The organism is Gemmatimonadota bacterium (genome assembly GCA_026706345.1).
GTDB lineage: Bacteria > JAAXHH01 > JAAXHH01 > JAAXHH01 > JAAXHH01 > JAAXHH01.
Genome location: JAPOYX010000008.1, coordinates 1 through 16,106, shown reverse-complemented (window position 1 = coordinate 16,106; position 16,106 = coordinate 1). Strand labels below are relative to the sequence as shown.

Annotated in this window: 12 protein-coding genes and 1 tRNA gene; 6 read left to right on the top strand and 7 right to left on the bottom strand. The window is 61.7% G+C overall.

The window, feature by feature from the left end; genetic code table 11:
• Positions 1–30 precede the first annotated feature (30 nt).
• On the top strand, positions 31–3,057 hold the full coding sequence (locus OXG98_00430; GenBank protein ID MCY3770479.1) for a response regulator: 3,027 nt from the start codon (positions 31–33) through the stop codon (positions 3,055–3,057).
• A 46-nt stretch (positions 3,058–3,103) separates the two neighbouring features.
• Here OXG98_00430 and OXG98_00425 read toward each other — a convergent pair whose 3' ends face one another.
• Positions 3,104–4,798 carry an NAD-binding protein gene (locus tag OXG98_00425; protein MCY3770478.1) on the bottom strand — a complete coding sequence of 565 codons (1,695 nt, stop codon included), beginning with the start codon at positions 4,796–4,798 and terminating at the stop codon, positions 3,104–3,106.
• 316 nt (positions 4,799–5,114) lie between these two features.
• On the opposite strand from OXG98_00425, the gene OXG98_00420 reads away from it, so the two are divergent.
• Positions 5,115–6,485 carry a dipeptidase gene (locus OXG98_00420; GenBank protein MCY3770477.1) on the top strand — a complete coding sequence of 457 codons (1,371 nt, stop codon included), beginning with the start codon at positions 5,115–5,117 and terminating at the stop codon, positions 6,483–6,485.
• A 77-nt stretch (positions 6,486–6,562) separates the two neighbouring features.
• Here OXG98_00420 and OXG98_00415 read toward each other — a convergent pair whose 3' ends face one another.
• From OXG98_00415 to OXG98_00395, 5 genes are all read right to left on the bottom strand, one after another.
• The gene (locus OXG98_00415; protein MCY3770476.1) at positions 6,563–7,864 is read right to left on the bottom strand and encodes a dicarboxylate/amino acid:cation symporter; all 1,302 of its coding nucleotides are present in this window, start codon (positions 7,862–7,864) and stop codon (positions 6,563–6,565) included.
• A 28-nt stretch (positions 7,865–7,892) separates the two neighbouring features.
• Positions 7,893–8,894, bottom strand: a complete 1,002-nt coding sequence (locus OXG98_00410; GenBank protein MCY3770475.1) for an alpha-ketoacid dehydrogenase subunit beta — start codon at positions 8,892–8,894, stop codon at positions 7,893–7,895.
• Positions 8,881–9,810, bottom strand: a complete 930-nt coding sequence (locus OXG98_00405; protein ID MCY3770474.1) for a thiamine pyrophosphate-dependent dehydrogenase E1 component subunit alpha — start codon at positions 9,808–9,810, stop codon at positions 8,881–8,883. Before OXG98_00405 ends, OXG98_00410 begins: the two co-directional genes overlap by 14 nt.
• 301 nt (positions 9,811–10,111) lie before the next feature.
• Positions 10,112–10,747, bottom strand: a complete 636-nt coding sequence (locus tag OXG98_00400; protein MCY3770473.1) for an energy-coupled thiamine transporter ThiT — start codon at positions 10,745–10,747, stop codon at positions 10,112–10,114.
• Entirely contained in the window at positions 10,701–11,354 is a 654-nt protein-coding gene (locus OXG98_00395; protein MCY3770472.1) for an LON peptidase substrate-binding domain-containing protein, read from the bottom strand. The genes OXG98_00400 and OXG98_00395 overlap by 47 nt, the downstream gene beginning before the upstream one ends.
• 288 nt (positions 11,355–11,642) lie before the next feature.
• On the opposite strand from OXG98_00395, the gene OXG98_00390 reads away from it, so the two are divergent.
• The 4 genes from OXG98_00390 (at position 11,643) to OXG98_00375 (ending at position 15,952) form a co-directional block, all read left to right on the top strand.
• Positions 11,643–13,289: a methylmalonyl-CoA mutase family protein gene (locus tag OXG98_00390; protein MCY3770471.1), complete on the top strand. Its 1,647-nt coding sequence runs from the start codon at positions 11,643–11,645 to the stop codon at positions 13,287–13,289.
• A 51-nt stretch (positions 13,290–13,340) separates the two neighbouring features.
• Positions 13,341–14,522 carry a PLP-dependent aspartate aminotransferase family protein gene (locus OXG98_00385; GenBank protein MCY3770470.1) on the top strand — a complete coding sequence of 394 codons (1,182 nt, stop codon included), beginning with the start codon at positions 13,341–13,343 and terminating at the stop codon, positions 14,520–14,522.
• Between the two features lie 340 nt (positions 14,523–14,862).
• On the top strand, positions 14,863–15,234 hold the full coding sequence (locus OXG98_00380) for an outer membrane beta-barrel protein (GenBank protein ID MCY3770469.1): 372 nt from the start codon (positions 14,863–14,865) through the stop codon (positions 15,232–15,234).
• Between the two features lie 220 nt (positions 15,235–15,454).
• A complete protein-coding gene (locus OXG98_00375) occupies positions 15,455–15,952 on the top strand; it encodes a MarR family transcriptional regulator (GenBank protein ID MCY3770468.1) in 498 nt (165 codons plus the stop codon).
• A 27-nt stretch (positions 15,953–15,979) separates the two neighbouring features.
• On the opposite strand, the gene OXG98_00370 is transcribed toward OXG98_00375, so the two are convergent.
• Positions 15,980–16,051, bottom strand: a tRNA-Gln gene (locus tag OXG98_00370).
• Positions 16,052–16,106 lie beyond the last annotated feature (55 nt).

Genomic DNA, 16,106 nt, shown 5'->3' with positions numbered 1-16,106 from the left:
CACCGGCCTGCGTTTACCGGGAGGTAGGCCATGGATTCCACGGAAATCGATGCGGCTTCGACGGAAATCGATGCAGCGTGGGTGCGGTTGCTCCAGAAAGCCGCCTTCCTGTGCAGTGTCATCGTTATCGCGTGCTCCGTCCTCGTGCTCGCCGGCTGGCAGTTCGGTCTTGCCGATCTGCGGGGCCTGATCAACCCCGGCCGGGTTCCCATGAACCCGCTCACGGCCGCCGCCTTTCTGCTCGCCGGCGGTACGCTGTGCGCCTTGTTGCCGAGGAACGCTTCCACGTATCGCAGATGGACGGGTTTCGCCGGCGCGGGCCTGCTCATGGCGCTGGGGGCCGTCAAGCTCCTCGACTTCGACCTGGGCGGCAGAGGTGTTGACGAGTGGCTGTTCGCAGCGTCCCTCAGCGGCAACCGCATGGCCCCCCATACCGCCTTCACCTTCATGCTGGTGGGACTGGCGCTCCTGCTGCTTGATCTGCGCGGTCCGAGACACTGGCTGTCTCACGTCTGCGTCATGAACGCCGGGATCATCGCCCTGCTTTCTCTCGCCGGGGCGATTTACAGTACCCTGGTGCTGTACAGGGTTTCCGGCGCGATTCCCATTACCCTGAACACCGCACTGGGTTTCGGCGTCCTGTGCGCCGGCATCTTCTGCGCGCGGCCCCGGCGCGAACCGGCCGCCACGCTAGTCAGCGCCACGGCCGGCGGTCTCATGGCCCGCCGCCTCCTTCCCGCGGCTTTTCTCATCCCCATCGTCCTCGGTTGGGTGCAGTTCCAGGGGGAAAGAGCGGGATTCTACGGGGTGGAATTCGGCCATTCGCTCTTCGTCGTCTGCAACGTGATCGCCTTCAACATCCTGATCTGGTGGAACGCCCGTTCGATCGGACAGATCGACGCCGAACGTACACGGATCGCCCACGAGCTGCATCGCCAGAACGCCCTGCTGGAACAGACCGCCCACGACATGGTCCTGTTTCAACAGGAACTCCAGGAAGCCAAGGAGTCGGCGGAAGAGGCCAGCAGGGCCAAAAGCGAGTTCCTCGCCAATATGAGCCACGAGATTCGCACGCCCATCAACGGGATCACCGGGATGACCCAGTTGATGCTGAATACCGACCTGTCGTCCCGGCAGCGGGAATTCATGCGGCTGATCGATCAGTCCACGGGCTCGCTTCAGGGCCTGTTGAACGATATCCTGGACTTTTCGAAAATAGAGGCGGGCCGCCTGGAACTCGAATCGATTCCCTTCGAACTGCGGGAGCGTATCGCCAATACCGTGCAGGCCATGTCGATCCCCGCGTCGGAAAAGGGCCTGGAACTGGCCTACCAGGTATCTCCGGACGTTCCTGATCGTCTCGTGGGCGATCCGGGCCGGTTGAGCCAGATCGTGATCAACCTGGTCGGAAACGCCATCAAGTTCACGGACTCCGGGGAAGTGGTCCTGACCATGGCGCTGAAGTCGGAAACGGAAGACGCCATCACGCTGGCCTGCTCGGTATCGGATACCGGCATCGGCATACCGGAGGACAAGCAGAAACTGATTTTCGACGTTTTCAGCCAGGCGGACAGTTCCACGTCGCGCAAGTACGGTGGTACGGGACTGGGGCTCGCTATCAGCGCGCAGTTGACTGCGATGATGAGCGGCAGCATCCGGGTCGAAAGCGAGGTGGACCGGGGAAGCACCTTCCATTTTACCGTCGAAATGCAAAAACAGCCCGACGTGGCCGAAAAGACGGGCGTCGACGCCGGACCGCTGTCCGGCCTGCGGGTGCTCGTGGTCGACGATCATCCCACCAATCGGCGGTTCCTGGTCGACATGCTGGCCGAATGGTCCATGAAACCGGCGGAAGCGGGTACGGGCGTGGAAGCCCTCGCCGCCCTTACCGGCGAGGGCGGCGAGACTATCCAGCTGGTCCTGCTGGACGAAACCATGCCGGAAATGGAAGAATACGGCCTCGTCAGGGAAATCAACCAGTGCGCCGACGGAAGAGACCTTGACGTCATCCTGCTGGTCTCCGCCAGACAGCGGGAGGACCCGGACTTCGGCAAGTCATTCGGAATCGCCTGTACGGTCAGCAAGCCCGTCAAGCAGTCCGACCTGCTGAACGCCATCATGGAAACGGTGGCCGGCACGTGCGGACCCGCACTGGAGGAGGGAGCCGATGGCTTGGCGGAAGGGGTCCCGCCGCGACGCATCTTACTGGCAGAGGACGGGATCGTGAACCAGCGCGTCGCGGTACTCATGCTGGAGTCCAGGGGCCACGAGGTCACCGTGGTAAACAACGGCAGCGAAGCGGTCGACCGGTTTAAAACCGGCGCGTTCGACCTGATCCTGATGGATGTCCAGATGCCCGGGATGGATGGACTGGAGGCGACACGGACGATTCGCGGACTGGAAACCGGCGACGCCCATATCCTCATCATCGCCATGACGGCCCACGCCATGCGCGGCGACCGTGAGAAGTGCCTGGAGGCCGGGATGGACGAATATCTGTCCAAGCCCATTCAGGCCCAACTGTTGTACGCGGCGGTGGAAGGCGTCCCGGCTGGATCAGGGGCGGTTTCCGGCGAGGCTGCTCCTCCGGCAGCTCACCGGGATGCCGCACCTTCAGCGGCAGTATCCGCACCGTCCGGGGAGGAAGCCGCGGCGCAGCCGCCCGACGCCGCGACCCAAGCGGCAGCGACCGACTCAGCGGTGATCGATTGGGAACAGGCCGTCACACGGTTCGGCGGAGACGAAGGCGTGATGCTGGAACTGGCCGGACTTTTCGTGGCCGAGTGCCCGGGGCTGAAGTCCGCTATTCGTGATGCGATCAGTTCCGGGAACGCCGCCGATCTGCGGCTGCATGCCCATACGTTGAAGGGTTCTGCCGGAGTTTTCCTGGCTCGGGCCACCGTGAACGCCGCGCAGCGCCTGGAACAGATGGGCAGGGAGGGAAGCCTGGACGGAGCGGAGGAGGCCTGGACCGCACTGACTGTCGAACTCGAGCGGCTGACGCGCGCCCTCGGGGTAAACGTCGCGTCGACGAAGCGGGAGCCGGGGGACGTCTAGCGGGATTCGTCCGGCCGATCCAATGGCGGCGCCGTTCGGCTCCAGTTCACAGCTTATTGCCGTAACGCTCCAGGTACCGGTTCTCGGCCTCTATCGTGCCGATAAGGAGGATCTCGCTTTCGCTGGGCAGCTTCATCGACGGCGGAGGGCTCACGATACTCTCTTTCCCGGTGAAGACGGCCGCAACGTAGCAGCCCGTTTCCGGGTAGATCTGGGATTCCGCGATGGTTTTGCCGGCCAGTTCCAGGGGAAGCCGGACACGGAAGAAATTCAACCCTTCCGTGATCATGACTATGTCGTTCCGCTTGAGTAGGTTCAGAATGATATTGGCCCCCATGGAAGCATAGGACATGACGAAATCGGCCCCTGCCCGGTGAAGCGCTTCCACGTTCCGTTCCTCTTTCGCCCGCGTGATGATCTGGATATCCGGCCGCAGCTTGCGGCAATAGATCGTGAGGTAGATGTTCATGTCGTCTTCATGGGAGGTGATGATGACGGTAGGGGCTTCCATGAGGCCGGCCTTCTTCATGGTCTCGATATCCGCCGCGTCGCCCAGCACGTAGTGCTTTTCGTCGCGTATCCGCCCGGTTTGCTGCTCGATGATCCGGTAGTCCAGCCCGCTCTGCGCAAGAGTTCCTCCCGCGGACCGTCCCACGCGGCCGCCGCCGATGATGACGATGGGCGGATCGGACACGTTGTAGATGGCGAAGAGTTCGTTGTAGGAGGTGATCTGGCTTTCCGTCCCCAAAAGCACCAGGATCATCCGTTCGGTAAGCTGCGTGTCGGGTGCGATCACGCGGAACCTGCCCCGCTCCCATACGCCGACGACGGTAACGCCGGTCAGTTCGCGAAGACGCGTTTCACGCAGGGTCTTGCCGATGAGCGGGGTATCCACGATGCCCGCGTCGGCGACCATCAGGTCTTCGACATTTCCGAGTACATGGGACATGGAATCCACGCTCGAAGCGAGCCGGGCGAGGAGCTGCCCCATTTGCTTGCCCAGTTGGATCACGTGGGTACAGCCCGCCAGTTCGAGGATATCCACGGAATCGGGAGAATTCGCCGTGGCCAGGATGGGGATGTCCTGGTTGATGTTCCGGATCGTGAAGGCGATGCTGGTATTCAGCGTATCCTTGCCGGTTGCCACGACGAGCGCCGCCTGGTCCACGTTCGCGTGCCGATAGGTCTCCGAGTTATCCAGATCGCCGTACACGACGTTGAGGCCCCGGTCGTGGAGGAGCAGTGCTTCGTCCAGGTCGGGTATGATGAATACATAGTCGTTCCCGTACTGCTTGAGCCTGGCGGCAAGGGAACTCGTCACCTCGTCGTGATGGGTGATGACCACGTGGTCCTGGAAGGTCGATTCCAGCGACCGGGGCGCGCGCGCGATGGAGTGGGCGCTGAGCCACGGCCGGTAGATGAACTCGACGAAGGCCACGGGAAGCACGATGATCAGCGTCGTCAGTCCGGTCATGAGGACGCACAGGGAGAAAATCCGGCCCAGGTCGCTGGTGAAGACGATGTCACCGTACCCGAGCGTGGTCATCGTGACCAGTGTCCAGTAGAATCCGGTGAACCACGTATGTTCCCGCCCTTCCATTTCCTGGAGTTCGTGAAACAGAAACGTATAGACCAGGATCAACAGGAAGAGGAAGATGAAGAACCGGTAGAAGAACTTGAGGTTCCCCGATCCGATCGTCGTGCGCAACACGCCCAGGTACTGTCTGATGAAGGTCCGCATGCCGTTATCCCGTTGTTCCGGAAACGGTCCGGTCGCCTTTGGAATCACCTGATGCGCCGGACGCCGTATGTCGGATTACCAGTCTAAGACCATCCTCACGTACTGTCAAGTCCGCACGGCCGGCCCGTACGTGAAAGCCGCATCTCGGATGTTCCGTCCCGCACGCCGGCCGAAACGGTTTCTTCTCTTGTTTTTCCCTTGCACCGGCGTCCCCTGTTCCTGTACCCTGCCGAAAGTACGTGCCGGTCCGGTCGTCTCACATACGGCCGGTGCCCTGCCCCTGGTCATTTGAACCCTATGAACGGAAGCGTGGACCATGAAAAACGTCATATCCTACCTGGAGGCCCAGCGGCCCCGGGCCCTGGAGGGTCTGAAGGACTTCCTCCGCATACCCAGCGTGAGCACCCATCCCCATCACCGCGAGGATCTGCGCCGATGCGCCCGTTTCCTTGCCGGCGAACTGGAACGCATCGGCATGCACCACGTGGCGGTAAACCCCACGGCCGGCCATCCCATCGTGACGGCGGAATGGCTTGGCGCGCCCGGAAAGCCCACCGTCCTATTCTACGGTCATTACGACGTTCAGCCCGCGGAACCCTTTGAACTGTGGGAGAGCGATCCCTTCGATCCCGTGATCCGGGGCGACAATCTCTACGCCCGCGGATCGACAGACGACAAGGGCCAGGTCTGGCTGCACGTGAAGGCGCTGGAGGCCCACCTGCGGGAGAACGGCCGGCTGCCGGTGAACGTCCGTATGCTGATCGAAGGCGAGGAAGAGGTGTCGAGCGAGAACCTGGAAGCCTACCTGGAAAGCCACAGGGAAGAACTGGCGGCGGACGTGGTGGTCATTTCCGACACGTCCATGTTCGACTACGAGCAGCCCTCGATCGGGTATGCCTTGCGAGGCATGGCCTACATGGAGGTCCGGCTCGAGGGACCCAACAAAGATCTGCATTCGGGCGTCTACGGCGGCGCCGTCCCCAATCCCCTGAACGTATTGTCGGAGATGCTGGGCAGGATGGTGGACGGCGACGGAAGGATCACGGTGCCGGGGTTCTACGATGACGTTCTTCCCCTGGACGGCGAAGAACGTGCGTCGCTTGCCGCGCTGCCCTTCGACGAGGAAGGCTTCGCCGGGAAGCTGGGCCTGCCGGAAGCCACGGGCGAAAAGGGGTACTCGACCCTTGAGCGCCTGTGGGCGCGGCCGACGCTCGATGTAAACGGGATGCTTGGAGGGTTCACGGGAGAGGGATCGAAGACCGTGATCCCGTCGAAGGCCATGGCCAAGGTGAGCATGCGCCTCGTGCCGAACCAGGACCCCGACAAGATCGCCCGGGCATTCGAAGACTATGTCAGAAGCCTTGCGCCGCCCTCGGTCAAGGTGGACGTCATCCGTCACGGTACGGGGAAGCCGGTCCTCACGGCGCGGAACCACCCCGCGGTGACGGCCGCCCACGAGGCCATCACCCGGGGCTTCGGCAAGGAGCCCGTCTACATCCGGGAGGGCGGCAGCATCCCGGTGGTGGCCATGTTCGAGGAGATACTGGGCCTGCCCACGGTCCTGATGGCCTTCGGCCTGCCCGATTGCGACGCCCACGCGCCCAACGAGAAGTTCCACCTGCCCAATTTCTACCGGGGAATCGACAGCGCGGCCTGGTTCTACGAGGAATACGGCCGGCGGCAGTGATATTCATCACGCCCGCATTTCGAAAAGCCCCGAACTTTCGTTGTTTTGACTCGAATGCGAGCGGTCTGTCGTGAACGCTAGGCGGACGGTCTGGCGGCGGCCCGTTTCTCCATGGCGTCCACCGAGGTCGCCACGGCAGCGTCGCCCGTGACATTCACCGCGGTGCGGCACATGTCGAGAATGCGGTCTACGCCGAGGATCAGCGCGATGCCCGCGGCCGGCACGCCGATGGTCTCCAGGATGATGATCAGCATGATGATGCCCGCGCCGGGCACCGCGGCGGTGCCGATGGAGGCGAGGACGGCCGTGAGGACGATCTGCAGCTGGGCGGTCATGTCGAGCCCGAGGCCGAGGGCCTGGGCGATGAACACGGCGGCCACGGCCTGGTAGAGCGCGGTGCCGTCCATGTTGATCGTGGCGCCGAGAGGCAGGACGAAGGAGGAAACCTCTTTCGAGACTCCGAGATTCCGTTGGCTCACATCCATGGTGACGGGGAGCGTGGCCCCGCTGGAACTGGAGGAGAAGGCCAGGAGCTGGGCCGGGGCGATACCCCGGAAAAACCGCCCGATTTTCATGTTGGAGAAGATCTTGAGCATGACCGGGTAGGTGACGATGCCGTGGATCAGCAGTCCCAGGAGGACCACCAGGCAGTAGAAGCCAAGGGCTCCAAGGAGTTCTCCGACGGCGGACAGGTCGTCTTTCGCCACCTGGTTGATGGTCTTGGCGATCAGGGCGAAGACCCCGATGGGGGCGACGACCATGATCATGTTCACGATCTGGATGATGACCGACGTGAGGCTGGAGAAGAAATCCACCAGGGGTTTGCTCTTGTCGGACGGAATCAATACCAGGGCGATGCCGAAGAGGAGGGAGAAGAAGACGACCTGGAGCATGCGCCCGTTGTTGCTCAGCGCGCCGAAGATGTTATCGGGCGTCATGTCCACGAAGACCTGAAGCGGTCCCCGCTCCCTGGCCGTTTCGGCCCGTTCCATGTCCGATTCCGCGTCGGACTGGTAGGCGGCCTGCAGCTGTTCCTGCAATCCCTGGGGCACGCCCGTCCCCGGTTCGAGCAGATTGACCATGAAAAGCCCGATGGTCACGGAGACGGTCGTCGTGAGGATGTAAATGGCAATCGTACGGCCCCCGATGCGGGACAGTTTCCTCACGTCCGACAGGGAGGCGACGCCCATGATGAGCGAGCCCAGCACGAGGGGTACGGCGATGACCTTGAGCAGGTTCAGGAAGATGTCGCCGAAGGGCGTGATCCAGTCCTCGGTGAACCGGCTCCAGCCCATGGCCGCGGAGAGGATCCCGTATAGCAATCCGAGAATCAACCCGATGATGATCTTCCAGTGCAGGGGCAGGCGCCACAGGTTCATTTAAGATTATGCTCCGGTTTCTATACGGCTATATGGGGACGTCGTGGAAGAGGCCCTGAACGGTCCGGACCAGTTTTCCCTCGTCGGGGATGGTTTCCGGCTCCAGCCCGGGGCTGAAGGGTACGGGAACGTCCATGGCGCCCAGCCGCTTGACGGGGGCGTCCAGGTAGTCGAAGGCCTCGTCGGCGATCCGGGAGGCCAGTTCGCCGGTGACGCCGTAACTCTGGTAGGCTTCGTCGATCACCACGGCGCGGCTGGTCTTCTCGACGGAACGAATGATCGTATCCATATCGAGCGGCGACAGCGTCCTGGGATCCACCACCTCCACGCTGATTCGCTCCTTATCCAGCATGTCCGCTGCCTTGAGCGCGGTGTGCACCATGCTTGAAGTGGCGACGAGGGTTACGTCCGACCCTTCCCGCTTTATGTCGGCTACGCCGAAGGGAATGGTATGGTCGTCGTCATCGGGCACCGGTCCCTTCAGGGCGTACATCATCTTGTCTTCGTAGATGACAGTGGGGTTGTCGTCGCGGACGGCGGTCTTGAGCAGTCCCTTCAGGTCCGCCGGCGTGGAGGGGATGGCCACCTTGACCCCGGGAATGTGGGACAGCCAGGCCTGGAGACTCTGGGAGTGCTGTGCCGCCGATGAACGGCCCGCGCCGATGGTGGTCCGTATCGTGAGCGGCACGCTGGCCTGACCGCCCGTCATGTAGCACATCTTGGCCGCCTGGTTGACGATCTGGTCCATGGCGATGGTGATGAAGTCGCCGAACATGATCTCGACGATGGGCCGCATGCCGGTCAGGGCGGCCCCCACGCCCGCGCCCATGATGCCCGCTTCCGAGATGGGCGTGTCCCGCACCCGTTCTTCGCCGAATTCGTCGAGCAGTCCCACGGTGACCTTGAAAACCCCGCCCGCCGCGGCCACGTCCTCGCCCATGAAGAAGACGGTCTCGTCCTGCCGCATTTCCTCCGCGATGGCCTCGCGGACGGCTTCGCCGTAGGTGATCCGGCGCTCAGGCGTAGACATGTTCGGTCACCTCGTCGGCGGTGGGATAGGGGGAGTCATTCGCAAAAGCCACGGCGTCTTCCACCAGTCCGGTAATGGTGGTATCGATGGACTCCAGTTCCGCCTCGTCGACCATGCCCGCCTTCATCATGCGCCGGGCGAAGCGGGGAATAGGATCTTTCGCGAGCCAGGTGTCCGTCTCCTCCTGGGTCCGGTAGGTCTTCTCCGGATCGCCGTCGCCCACGTGGTGCCCGCGGTACCGGTAGGTCTTGTTCTCGATCAGGCACGGCCCCTCGCCGGCCCGGGCCCGTTTCACCATCTCCACCGCGGTCTGGTGCACGGCGACCGCGTCGTTGCCGTCCACCACCATGGCCGGCATGTCGAATCCCGCAGCCCGTTCCGCCACGTGTTCCCTGACGGCCGTAACGTCGCTGGCGGCCGTATACTCCCCATAATGGTTGTTCTCGCAGACGAAGAGCACCGGCAGCGACCAGATGGAAGCCAGGTTGGCGGATTCGAGGAAGGCGCCCTGATTGATGGCGCCGTCGCCGAAGAAGCACACGGCCACCTGTCCGGAATTACGCATCTTGCCGCTTAAGGCCGCCCCGGTCGCCATGCCCATGCCGCCCCCGACGATCCCATTCGCGCCCAGGATCCCCAGGCTCATGTCGGCGATATGCATGGTGCCGCCCTTGCCCCGGTTGTAACCGTCCACCTTGCCCATCATTTCCGCCATCATGCGGTCGACCTTGCCGCCCTTGGCGATCAGGTGTCCGTGCCCGCGGTGGGTACTGGTGAGATAATCGTCGTCGTTCAGGGCGGAACAGATGCCCACCGCCGAGGCTTCCTGGCCGATGTACAGGTGGGCGAGACCGCGCATCAGGCCTTGCGTGTATATCTCCAGTACGGCTTCCTCGAATCGCCGGATGGTCAGCATTTTCTCGTATATTTCCCGGCACAGCGGCTCGGGCAGCGGCAGCGTCCCCTCGTCGCTGGAGGTGGTGATCAGCTCCAGGGATTCCGACATGGTTCAAACGCTCCTGAATGGAAGAGGCGTAAGCAGTGGCGTTACCGGTAATACGGTCCGGGTGAACTGTCTCATAATATGGGCGGGCATGCAGGCAGGCAAGAGGAAAAATACCCGCGTAGCGGCCGGTCCACAGCGTTCGGCCGCGACGGACGCAGTACCCCGGGCCGGCCGGCCTGATCCGGGACGGGAATCCGGCCCCGGCCCCGGTTCACGCGTACCGGTCCGGCGCGAAGCCGCGGTTGAGCCGGCGAATCAGCGGGGGGGCGAAAAGTATCATCAGGACGGTCTCGGGGACGACGACACTGGCGTTATACAGCAGGGCGTAGAGCCACGGCGCCGTCCATTGCTGGAGCAAGGGGGAAAGGATGATCCCCGTGTAATCCCGGACCAGTTCGTAAACCTGCCGGTTCAGTTCCGGGGGCGTAAAGGCCGCGAAATAGACCGCCCCGGACACCACGTGACTGGCCAGCCGGAGTGCGCCGGCCACCAGGATTCCCAGCCTGGGCCAGGCGGGGAAGAATCCGATGATCCCCAGGATGGCGTAGGGGAGCAGGTAGTCCAGGGCAACCTGGATGGGGTGCAGTATGACGGGATCGACGATCAGCGTGACGAGGCCCGCCGCCAGACCGCCGGCCATGCCGGCCCTGGGGCCATACGTGATGGCCAGGTAGACCAGAGGCAGGATCTTCAGCGAAAGCGAGCCACCCCAGGGCAGCCGGTACAGGCGGATGAAACCGAGGAGGACCGCGAGCGCCACGGCCACGGCCATGGCCGTCAGGCGGCGCGTGCTTCCGGGACTAATCGTCGTCTGCGGATTCGCTTTCTTCGGGCTCGTGCTTGCCATGTCCGTTCATGTCGGCTAGGCGTTTCATCTTTTCCTGCTCGTTCAGCTTCTGCGTCGTATCGAGGAGCGCCGTGTCGAGTTTCCTGATCCGTTCCGTGGTCGAGGTCAGTTCCAGCAGGGACTGCCGTTCCTGCAGGACCATATCGATCGTCGACGCGATGATGAAGGAGAAGTGTACCGGGTCGAAGATGCCGCGGATGGCGCCCACGCCCCTGGTTTGGAGCCTGATCATCTTCTGGTAGGCGTTCAGCACCTTCTTCAGCAGGTCGGAGGGGATGTCCTCGCTGTCGTCGTCGAAGTACTCCACGACCGCTTCCAGGTAGGATTCGCGGTTCAGGACGTCAAGGACGCGGAATCGTCTCCGTCCCTCGGTGAGGATATCCATGGACCCGTTTTCGAACTGTCTCAATATCTGCGTGATCCGGGCGGTACAGCCCACCTGGCATAACTGGGTCTCGTGGAGGAGAAGAATGCCGAATTCCAGTTTCTCGTCCAGGCACTTCTGCACCATTTCCTTGTAGCGGGGTTCGAAAATATGCAGGTGCAGGGGCATGCCCGGGAACAGCACGGTATTGAGCGGGAAGAGGGGTATCTCGCGTGTATTCATGGCGGTGTGACGTACGAGAAAAAGAGGCGGAATTTCACTGGTTGTAATGGAACACGAGCGCAGCATGGTGGGCGAAAATCCGGGAATCGCCGCTCGCGAAGTGGCGTGACCGGGACACGCGCATCTTAATCAGGCCCCGTCGGATCTGTCAACGGAATTCGGCCCCCGACCGGTGTTTCACGGGACCAGTTCCTGCTTGACGGCCTCCGGCCTCCGCCTATATTACGGTGTTGCTTCCGGGTGTAACTGAAATAGTTTGGCGCAATTAGGTCTGGCAAGGCGGTCGTTATGGACGAGACCCTGAACAGCAAAAAGTCGAGGGACGGGAAACAGGACGGACGCCCCCTTCGCAAGCCGTCCTTTACGAACATCTCCGGGTCTCCGGTGGAGGAGCTGTACACGGCGGGTGACCGGTCCGGCTCCGACTACCTGCGGGACGAAGGTTTCCCGGGACAGTTCCCCTATACGCGCGGCGTCCACGCTTCCCTGTACCGGGGCCGCCCGTGGACCATCCGGCAGTTCTCCGGCTTCGGTTCTGCGGCGGATACCAACACCCGTTTCAAGTTCCTTCTGGATCAGGGACAGGACGGCCTGTCCGTGGCCTTCGACGTGCCCACGCTGATGGGTTTCGATTCCGACCACCCGTCGTCGGAAGGGGAAGTGGGCGTATGCGGGGTCGCCGTCGACACGCTGGAGGACATGGAGATCCTGTTTTCCGGCATCCCGCTGGACAAGATCAGCACGTCCATGACGATCAACGCCCCCGCCGCGGTGCTGCTGGCCATGTATCTGGCCGTGGCGGAGAAACGGGATATCCCCTGGACCGCGCTGAGGGGCACGCTGCAGAACGATATCCTGAAGGAGTACATCGCCCAGAAAGAGTGGATCTGCCCACCCGCCCCGGCCCTGAAGTTCGTCGCCGATACGGTGGTCTTCTGCACCGAACGGGTACCTCAGTGGAATCCCGTCAGCATCAGCGGATACCACATCCGGGAGGCGGGTGCTACGGCCGCCCAGGAACTCGCCTTCACCCTGGCGGACGGTTTCGCCTATGTCGACGCCTGCCTGGCCGCCGGCCTGGCCGTCGATCGGTTCGCTTCGCGGCTGTCCTTCTTCTTTAACGCCCATATCGATTTCTTCGAAGAGGTCGCGAAGTTTCGGGCCGCGAGGCGGATCTGGGCGCGCCACATGCGCCGGCGGTACGGCGCCCGGTCGGAGCGGTCCTGGATGCTCCGATTCCATACCCAGACGGCGGGATGCAGCCTGACGGCGCAGCAGCCGGAGAACAACATCGTGCGCACGGCCGTGGAAGCCCTGTCCGCCGTGCTGGGCGGCACCCAGTCGCTCCATACCAACGCGCTGGACGAAGCCTACGCCCTGCCGTCGGAACAGGCGGCCCGCATCGCCGTGAGAACCCAGCAGATCATCGCCCACGAAACCGGCGTGGCCGATACGGTCGATCCCCTCGGCGGATCATACTACGTCGAATCCCTCACGGACCGGTTGGAAGAAGAAGCCGAGGCCTATTTCGAGAAGATCGACGCCTTCGGGGGCATGGTGGCGGCCATCGAGGCGGGCTTTCCCCAGCGGGAGATCATGGCCGCGGCCAATCGTCACCAGGCGGAGATCGAAAACCGGGACCGGATCATTACCGGCGTAAATGAATTCGCCTCCCCGAGGAACGGCGACATCGAGACGCTGCGGATCGACCCGCGCATCGAAAGGGAACAGCGCGTCCGTCTCGGATCGGTCCGTCGGCGGCGGGACGAACGCGAGGCGGGCAAGGCCCTCGATGTCCTGGGAGCCGCCCTGAGGGAGGGGGCGAACGTCATGCCGGCCATGCTTGCCGCGGTCAGGGCCTATGCGACGCTGGGAGAAATCGTGGGCGTGCTGCAGGAAGTGCACGGGCCGTACGAAGAACCCGTCGTATTTTAAGTCGCGCCCGTGGGTTCGGCCGGGCGTCATATCTCAAAGGAAACCGACTACATGCCGCGTGCCAACAAGGGACTGTCCACACGCTCCGTGCATGGAGGGGAGCATCGTGACAAACCGTTTTCCTCGGTGACCAATCCCATTGTACAGACATCCACGTACGTTTTTCAGAATACCCAGGAACTGATCGACTACACGACGGGAGAGGTCGACCGGGAAGAATACGGGCGCTACGGCAACCCCACCAAGTCGGTGGCGGAGCGCAAGATCGCCGAGTTGGAGGGCGGAGAGGACGCCGCCCTTTTCTCTTCCGGCATGAGCGCGTTCACTTCCGTGCTGCTCGCCATGCTCTCCTCCGGCGCCCACGTGATCGTCATGGACGAGTGCTACCGGCGCAGCCGCCAGTTCTGCCGGCAGATCCTTCCGAGGTACAACATCGACGTGACCTTCGTCGAGACGGGCAATTGCGAGGAGCTGGCGTCGGCGATCACCGGCAAAACCCGGCTCATCGTATCCGAATCTCCCACGAATCCGTACCTGAACGTGATCGACTTGGAACAGGTCGTCGAGATCGCCGCGGCGAACCGCGTCAAGGTGCTGATTGATGGCACTTTCGCCACGCCCTATAACCAGAAGCCTCTCGATTTCGGGATCGACCTGGTCCTCCACAGCGCCACCAAGTACCTGGGCGGCCACAACGACCTGCTTTCGGGCGCCGTCGTGGGCAGTGCCCCCCTTATCGCCGCCATCCGCGAGTTCCGCGACGTCACGGGCGGTATCGTCGATCCCCACGGCGCGTACCTGCTGATCCGGGGGCTGAAGACCTTCGCCCTGCGCATGGAACAGCACAACGCGAACGGTCTGGCCGTCGCCCGTTTTCTGGACGGGCACCCCCGCATCCGGAAAACATACTATCCCGGCCTGGAAAGCCACGCGGGCCATGAGACGGCGTGCAGGCAGATGAGCGGTTTCGGGGGCGTGGTGAGCTTCGAGGTCGACGGCGACATGGAAACGACCATCCGATTCATCGATGCGCTGCGCATCCCCTACATCGCGCCGAGCCTGGGAGGCGTGGAGAGCCTGATCGAACAGCCCGCCATCATGTCGTTCTACGAAATGGACCGTTCCGAACGCCTCGAAATCGGCATCAAGGACGAACTCGTCCGGTTTTCGGTGGGTATTGAAAACGCCGACGACCTGATCGCCGACCTGGAACAGGCCCTGGAGAAGATATAGACGGACCCTGGGTTGAAGTGTCGTGGGGATAAGATATCCGCGACCATCTGCGATCCTGGCTTGCCACACCTTGCATTATATGGCCAAATCCCCTGCCCCGTAGGTGTCCCGGCTTGTTTTTGTAGTAGTACATATCCCCTGTCGCTATACAAGCCAGATTAAAATACCGGATAGATTGGAACGCGCGTAATCCCGAAGCGATCTACCGAAAAGCGCGTCAAGCCAATGCGGCCGTGAGATGGTCCCCGGGGGATGATGTCGATAAATAATTAAAATATTTTACATTTCAACTTCCAATAATAAACTTCTTGCATCACGTTCGGTTCTTGGCGCCAGCGAGTTGGCTGATAACGCTCTATTGAGTGCCACGAGCGCATCCATCTACTTCATTCTGGAATTGATACCTGATTTGGATGCATCGATTTCGTCGCTTGGCTTCCACGGTGGTGCGCTGATAACGAGCGGTAGTACACTGGTGGTCTACGGACTCGCCGGAGGCGGATTCGTCCGGGCTGAAGCGAACATCGAGGTGCTTGGAATGAGCATCGGCGAAGACGAAAGCGGGCTGAGCATTACGGCTGGAGTGGGGATAAAGTTTCCGGTCGCGGAGAAAATCCTGGTGTTTGTCGAAGGGCGTTACCAACACGCTTTTATAGATGAAGACTACAAGATAATCCCGATTACGGCCGGTCTGAGTCTGTCGATAGACTAGCCAGTCGGTTTCCGCGGTTTGGGGGTTGACAGGGCCCCGATCACAGGGCGGGCCGGGGTTTCAACTATCAGGCTCTTCCGACTTTAACCCCGCGATTGTTGTTGCTCCCCGGGTTGCAGTATTGTAACTTGCCAGTTCCTCAACAACTCAGTATGTGGGCCGGCATGTGGATCCACTCAATCCATGACGTATGTGAACCAACACTGCCGGCAAGTCCACGATGCAGAGAAAACCAGAAGCAGGCCCGGAAGGAAAATTGATTGAAAGGTTCGTGTTTGCGGTGGAACATCTGAATCGCTTGATGTTCAGTGGTCGTATTGCTGAACTCAAACGATTGGATCTGAATGCTCACCAGATTAACACCTTGTTCTTGCTGGAATACTTCGGCCCGCTGAGGATGAGTGCTATCGCCGGCGAATTGGGCACTTCAATCGCACACACGACGATCATTGTGAAGAATTTAGTTCGCAAGAACTACGTAAAGCGAAGCTCAAACCCAAATGACCGCAGGATGATCATCTGTGAAGTGACGGGACAAGGCAGGAGGGCAACGGAAGCGTTCTTAAGTCACGCGCGAAAGCGTGCTGTGCAGATAGCAGAACAATGGGATGTAACGAGTCTGGAGTCAGTGGTGAAGTCGTTGGAGTTGTTATGGCAAACCGAAGACAAAATATTGAAATCAGTTAATTCCCGTGATGACCGTAGTATACAAAGCTGAAATCTCAAATGATTCGAAATACCTAAACTCCGGGGCCAGGACTCGAACCTGGATAGCCAGAACCAAAATCTGGTGTCCTGCCAATTGAACGACCCCGGAATACTCAAGGTCCTGTCGGTGTATCGGAACGGAAGACATCAGCCTGTGAGACGAT

Excerpts from the sequence above, each read along its gene's own strand:
- OXG98_00430 (MCY3770479.1), top strand. The coding sequence starts at position 31 with ATGGATTCCACGGAAATCGATGCGGCTTCGACGGAAATCGATGCAGCG.
- OXG98_00425 (MCY3770478.1), bottom strand. The coding sequence starts at position 4,798 with ATGCGGACCTTCATCAGACAGTACCTGGGCGTGTTGCGCACGACGATC.
- OXG98_00420 (MCY3770477.1), top strand. The coding sequence starts at position 5,115 with ATGAAAAACGTCATATCCTACCTGGAGGCCCAGCGGCCCCGGGCCCTG.
- OXG98_00415 (MCY3770476.1), bottom strand. The coding sequence starts at position 7,864 with ATGAACCTGTGGCGCCTGCCCCTGCACTGGAAGATCATCATCGGGTTG.
- OXG98_00410 (MCY3770475.1), bottom strand. The coding sequence starts at position 8,894 with ATGTCTACGCCTGAGCGCCGGATCACCTACGGCGAAGCCGTCCGCGAG.
- OXG98_00405 (MCY3770474.1), bottom strand. The coding sequence starts at position 9,810 with ATGCTGACCATCCGGCGATTCGAGGAAGCCGTACTGGAGATATACACG.
- OXG98_00400 (MCY3770473.1), bottom strand. The coding sequence starts at position 10,747 with ATGGCAAGCACGAGCCCGAAGAAAGCGAATCCGCAGACGACGATTAGT.
- OXG98_00395 (MCY3770472.1), bottom strand. The coding sequence starts at position 11,354 with ATGAATACACGCGAGATACCCCTCTTCCCGCTCAATACCGTGCTGTTC.
- OXG98_00390 (MCY3770471.1), top strand. The coding sequence starts at position 11,643 with ATGGACGAGACCCTGAACAGCAAAAAGTCGAGGGACGGGAAACAGGAC.
- OXG98_00385 (MCY3770470.1), top strand. The coding sequence starts at position 13,341 with ATGCCGCGTGCCAACAAGGGACTGTCCACACGCTCCGTGCATGGAGGG.
- OXG98_00375 (MCY3770468.1), top strand. The coding sequence starts at position 15,455 with ATGCAGAGAAAACCAGAAGCAGGCCCGGAAGGAAAATTGATTGAAAGG.